Here is a 5000-nt window from a genome sequence, read left to right as displayed (position 1 = left end):
GGGACCATCAATCCCATCCAGCAAAATATGCAACAATAACAGGACCAATGCTGCCGGGACGGCCCAGTTCTGATCCAGACCAATTAAAAAACAGAAACCGGTTCCACAAAGTAAAGAGAGGCCTGTAAGATGATTGGGTGTGATTCCCTGGCGCACGAACCATTTCAGCAACGGGAGAAAAATCTGGTAACGCCGGGACTGTGAAACGTCCATCATCAGTTCCTCACCGCTGGAATAGACGGAAACTTTGCTTTTAACGGTATTATTCTGAGTGCACATGTTCTTTGCCATTCGAGTTTCAGAGGGGGAAATTCTCAAAAGACAGGGTCAATCAAAATGATCAGTTATCATCGCGTTCTCGCAGCATCTGATCCAGAACTCCCGATGCTTTGACCTCTTCAAAATTTCTGCGAAATGTTTTTTCCGATTCCGGGTCGAGTTGCGGGGGATGTCCATTTTCTTTCGTGTATTCTCCCATCGCTTCCAGAGTCGCCTGGTCAAAATAATGGTCACTCATTGCCAGAGAGACGATCAGTTCATTATCGGTCTGGGGTTTTGCCAGGCATTGAGTACAGGGCATAAAGGAACCGAATTTTAGATGACCACACTGAAAGCAGACCGCGGTTGTCATTTTGTTACCCGTTCATTTCAATACAGTTTCACAATGGATCTACCCGGAAGTTTTCCACTGATATTAAACCATTGGACATTGTTTATTTGTCTGAAAAATATTCAGAAAGAGTATAGCAGATCCTGTACAGAAATGAGCGGAGATTTCCTGTTTATATGGGGCTGGTTTGATATGATAATGGGGCATTTCCTGCTGCGTGGTCATTTTCAGTTTATCAAAGGATAGAATTAACATGAGCCCAGGTCGGATCAGTTTTAATCAAGTATCGATTGCAGGCATTTTCGTTCTTTGGGGGCTGCTATCCAGTTTTAATAGTACTGTCAGGACGGCAGAACCTGCTGAAACGAATGTGTTTCCCGTAATCCTGCAAAAGCGGATAGAGGGTTCGGCAGGTCAATCTCGCCCAGTAAAAGAAGCCGTTTACTGGAAACCGGAGCAGACCGCGATCATCGTTTGTGACATGTGGGATGATCATACCTGCAAACAGGCAGCCAGACGGGTTGCCGAGATGGCTCCGGCAATGAATGAAACTCTGAAAGCAGCTCGTAAGAAAGGTGTTTTTATTATCCATGCTCCCAGTGGTCGCATGAATTTTTATGAGGACACTCCCCAGCGTCAACGTGCCATCGATGCTCCTTTTGTAGAAGCACCGCTCGATTTTAAATGGAAATACTGGAATGAGGAAAAAGAAGGAACGCCACTGCCATTTGTCCGGGCGGGGGGTTGTGGCTGTAAAGTAAACTGCAAAGGCTGGGAACCCGATGAAACGGGACTCCGACACTGGAAAGGGGAAAAAATTCCCTGGACCCGGCAGATCAAAACCATCGAAATCGCCGACGCTGATGCGATCAGTGATAATGGTCAGGAAGTGTACAATCTGCTGGAAACACGCGGGATTAAAAATGTAGTTCTGATGGGAGTTCACACGAATCTCTGTGTCTGTGGTCGCCCGTTCGGATTACGGCAGATGGTCTATCAGGGAAAAAATGCCGTGCTGTGTCGAGATCTGACCGATTCGCTGTTTCAGCAGAATGATCCTCCCATCAGTCATTTTCGTGGAACAGAACTGGTTGTTGAACATATAGAAAAGAAAATCTGTCCGACGACGACTTCGACCACATTTACCGGCAAACCGGCATTCCACTTTGATGAAACCGCGACGCATTAACGTTCAGCTTCGTGTTCATTAAAAAATTCTGTAGCACCGCTGCAGCGAGACGATTCGCTGCTCCTGATATACAATTCCTGTTAGAACAGTCTGCAAGATGCATTCACTCGATTATGGCGTCATTCTGGCCTACCTGTTGTTTTCGATTGGCCTGGGCATTTATTTTGGTCGCAACCAGTCGCGCCAGGAGTTTTTCGCCGCCGGAAATTCCATGGGTTGGCTCCCCGTTGGATTGAGTGTGATGGCGACCTTGTTCTCAGCGAACAGTTTTGTCATGTATCCCTCCATCGCCTATGGAAGCGGGCTGAGGATCGGCCTGTTTCTGGTAGCGGTTTCTTTGATGGCTCCATTGGTGCTCTGGGTGTTTATTCCCGTTTATGCACGTCTCAAGTGTCAAACTGCGTATGAATATCTGGAACGACGGTATCATGTTTCCGTTCGCTCTCTAGCCAGTGGTCTGTTTATTTTTCTGCGGATTGGCTGGATGGCTTCGGCAACTTATGCTGCTTCCGTTGTGCTGGCGAATGTCATGCAGGTTGATCAGATCACGGTGATCGTTGTACTGGGCGTGGTTTCCATTTTTTATACCATGCTCGGCGGTTTGCGGGCGGTGATGTGGACTGATGTTTTACAGTTTTTTATCTTCAGCCTCACCATCCTGTTAACACTGGGGCTGATTCTAAACCAGACGGAGGGAGGTGTTTCGGGCATGATATCGACTTATTTTGAAGGTCGAGAGAATGTCCTGATCGATTTTACACCTTCGCTCACTCTGGAGTATGGCAGCTGGGCACTGTTGATTGGTCTGTTTCTGGAAGGCCTGTCTGCCTTTGGTGCAGATCAGGTGGCAGTCCAGCGTTATATTGCTGCCCGATCTGAAAAAACGTCGCAAATTGGTTTTTCAATCAATATTCTGGGAATGTGGATCGTGGTGCCTGGTCTGCTGGCAATTGGCGTTGGCCTGTATTCCCATTATCAACAGTTTCCCGAAGAAATCGTCTCTGTGCTGACGACCGAATTGAATGGAGAACTGCCTGACTGGAGATCCGGAAACGGCATGACCGTGCCTGAATATTATCAATCCTATCCGCAATATGTCGCTGAGGATATCCGGGCTTTAAATAAACAGGATGAAGCTTTGCCACAATATGTCCGTCTCCATTTTCCCCCAGGTGTCGTCGGTTTATTTCTGGTGGCGTTGATGGCGGCAGTGATGTCCAGTATCGATTCAGGCATTCATTCTGTGACCACAGCGCTGATGGTTGATTTCCGTGATCGTCATTTCGCACATTGGAAACCGAAAAATAATATGATCGAAATGTTTCAGGACCGGGCTCTGGTGGTGCTGATTGGAATCCTTTCAATTTTTCTTGCCTGTAATGTCGGTGAGATGGGAGATGTGTTTGCAATTGGAAAAAAAATGACTGCCGGGTTTGGGGGACCACTGCTGGCCGTATTTATTCTGGCGCTGTTTTTCAAAAACTCAACAACTGCCGGAGTGATGACCGGGGCACTGGCGGGAGCGTTGATTACCATGACCTTGATGTACCTGGCGTCCGACTGGTTTTCGGTCTGGTTCTGGCCGATTGGTTTTGGTCTCACTATGCTGATCGGCCTTGCAGTCAGCCTGTTGACTTCGAAAACCGGACAGAATTCAGGTGAAGCGTCGCTTACCTATTGGAATGTGATTCACGGAAAATTCGAGAATCCCCCGGATACCGGAAAGGAATAGTCCTGTGAAATATGCGGAAATGACGGCTGTTGAGCTGAAGAATCTATCTCGTGAAGAGACACTGATCGTCCTGCCGATCGCCGAAGTCGAACAGCATGGTCCGCATATGCCAACCGGTACCGACGAGATCATTTGTACTGCGGTTGCAGAAAAAGTTGAAGAGTGCCTCCAGGAAAAGCTGGTACTTTTGCCAACCCTCTGGCTGGGGGCCAGCCAGCATCATCTCCGCTGGGGAGCGACATTGACCTCCCGGGTGGAGAATTACGAGACGCTGCTTTGTGAAATATGTGAATCGCTGTTGAACGACGGATTTCGTCGTGTCATGATTTTGAACGGGCATGGCGGGAATATCGGTCCGATGCAGATTTCATTGCGACGACTGCAGGTCGATTTTACCAATTGTCAATTAATGGCAGCGTCATACTGGTCGATTGCGGAAGAAGAAATCGCAGCTGTGATGGAAGGGGAATGTAAAACAGTCGGTCATGCCTGCGAAGCGGAAACTTCTTTAATGATGTATCTAAGGCCAGAATTAGTAGACGAGTCGCAGCTCAAAAATTGTGATGACTACAAGCTGGACATGCTGGAAGGGATTTATTTCTGCAACGACATGTTCCAGCGAACTTCGCAGGGAGCGACAGGGCGGCCTGATCTGGCCTCAGCCACGAAGGGGAAAGAACTTTTTTCAAGGATTGTGAGTCGATTAACGGAAGTCTTCCGAAGAGTTCAGGTATTGCCACTTCCCGAATAATCATGCGACATGCTTTGTTGTCCGAGATTCAAGTGCTTGCAGAACGGTCTGTGCAATTCTGTAGTGGGATCGGCCATCGCAGTTCCATGCTTGGCGGATCTGGCTCCCGCGGACCCGCTGTTGTGAGAATGCTTCCCGTTTGATTGAAGCCAGTGCGCTGGCTCCCGTTTCAACTGTTGTTGAAAACGAAGCCCAGTCATATTCATCCAGGGGAAGACCGTAGACGCTGATGTCGTTTTCCAGATTAAAAAAAGCGACCTGCTTTCCAATCAATGCCGCTTTGATTCCCACAGTCGAATGATGAGTTACCAGCACATCGCAGGCGTGTAGTACGGTTCCAAGTGTATGTTCTGAGGCATTCAATGCTGCCGACCCCAACCGGTTGATCACATTCTGTACATCTGCGTCACGATGATTGGGGTGTTTACGTACGGCAATTCTGAGTTGCGGATTCTGGATCAGTGCTTGCGTCAGGCTGGCTTCAATCAGAGCGCTTTGTTCATTGATCCCTGGTTGCATTGCATAGAGGGCCAGTGGAGTGTCATTATTAATCGAGTGTTTTCTTCGCCATTCAATGCCGGCTGACTCCTGATTCAGAACATCTGCGGCACAATCGAAGCTGGGGTGCCCTGTGATGACGAGAGTTCCGGGATCGACTCCTCGTGTCGTTAACTGAGGTATCGTTGCTTCGAATGGGATGCATACACGATCCGCAATA

General features: G+C 48.3%; 6 protein-coding genes (1 of these 6 running past the window's edge). 3 read left to right on the top strand and 3 right to left on the bottom strand.

The genetic code is table 11. The features are described from left to right. Together AACZ40_RS21710 and AACZ40_RS21705 are read right to left on the bottom strand one after the other, a co-directional pair. On the bottom strand, window positions 1-291 hold the 5' portion of the coding sequence (locus AACZ40_RS21710) for a CDP-alcohol phosphatidyltransferase family protein (RefSeq protein WP_291174922.1). Its footprint begins 354 nt before the window's first position; only the first 291 of its 645 coding nucleotides appear in the window; its start codon is at window positions 289-291; its stop codon lies beyond the left edge, outside the window. 49 nt (window positions 292-340) lie between these two features. After that, window positions 341-631 (bottom strand): hypothetical protein, encoded by a 291-nt coding sequence (locus tag AACZ40_RS21705; RefSeq protein WP_291174919.1) that lies wholly within the window; start codon window positions 629-631, stop codon window positions 341-343. A gap of 349 nt (window positions 632-980) precedes the next feature. On the opposite strand from AACZ40_RS21705, the gene AACZ40_RS21700 reads away from it, so the two are divergent. The 3 genes from AACZ40_RS21700 (at window position 981) to AACZ40_RS21690 (ending at window position 4282) form a co-directional block, all read left to right on the top strand. Next, window positions 981-1799, top strand: coding sequence for a hypothetical protein (locus AACZ40_RS21700; RefSeq protein WP_291174916.1), 819 nt, complete (start codon window positions 981-983; stop codon window positions 1797-1799). Between the two features lie 97 nt (window positions 1800-1896). After that, the gene (locus tag AACZ40_RS21695) at window positions 1897-3531 is read left to right on the top strand and encodes a sodium/solute symporter (RefSeq protein WP_291174913.1); all 1635 of its coding nucleotides are present in this window, start codon (window positions 1897-1899) and stop codon (window positions 3529-3531) included. 4 nt (window positions 3532-3535) lie between these two features. Continuing rightward, window positions 3536-4282: a creatininase family protein gene (locus AACZ40_RS21690; protein ID WP_339675816.1), complete on the top strand. Its 747-nt coding sequence runs from the start codon at window positions 3536-3538 to the stop codon at window positions 4280-4282. On the opposite strand, the gene AACZ40_RS21685 is transcribed toward AACZ40_RS21690, so the two are convergent. Beyond that, window positions 4283-5000, bottom strand: a 718-nt coding sequence (locus AACZ40_RS21685) for a hypothetical protein (protein WP_339675814.1), incomplete at its 5' end; no start/stop codon positions are given.

This window comes from uncultured Gimesia sp. (assembly GCF_963972345.1).
GTDB lineage: Bacteria > Planctomycetota > Planctomycetia > Planctomycetales > Planctomycetaceae > Gimesia.
Note: the sequence above shows the minus strand (reverse complement) of the source record. Positions and strands in the feature narration are given on the sequence as shown.

What these genes read in the sequence shown, in the direction of transcription:
- AACZ40_RS21695 (WP_291174913.1), top strand. Translation starts at nt 1,897, where the DNA reads ATGCATTCACTCGATTATGGCGTCATTCTGGCCTACCTGTTGTTTTCG.
- AACZ40_RS21705 (WP_291174919.1), bottom strand. Translation starts at nt 631, where the DNA reads ATGACAACCGCGGTCTGCTTTCAGTGTGGTCATCTAAAATTCGGTTCC.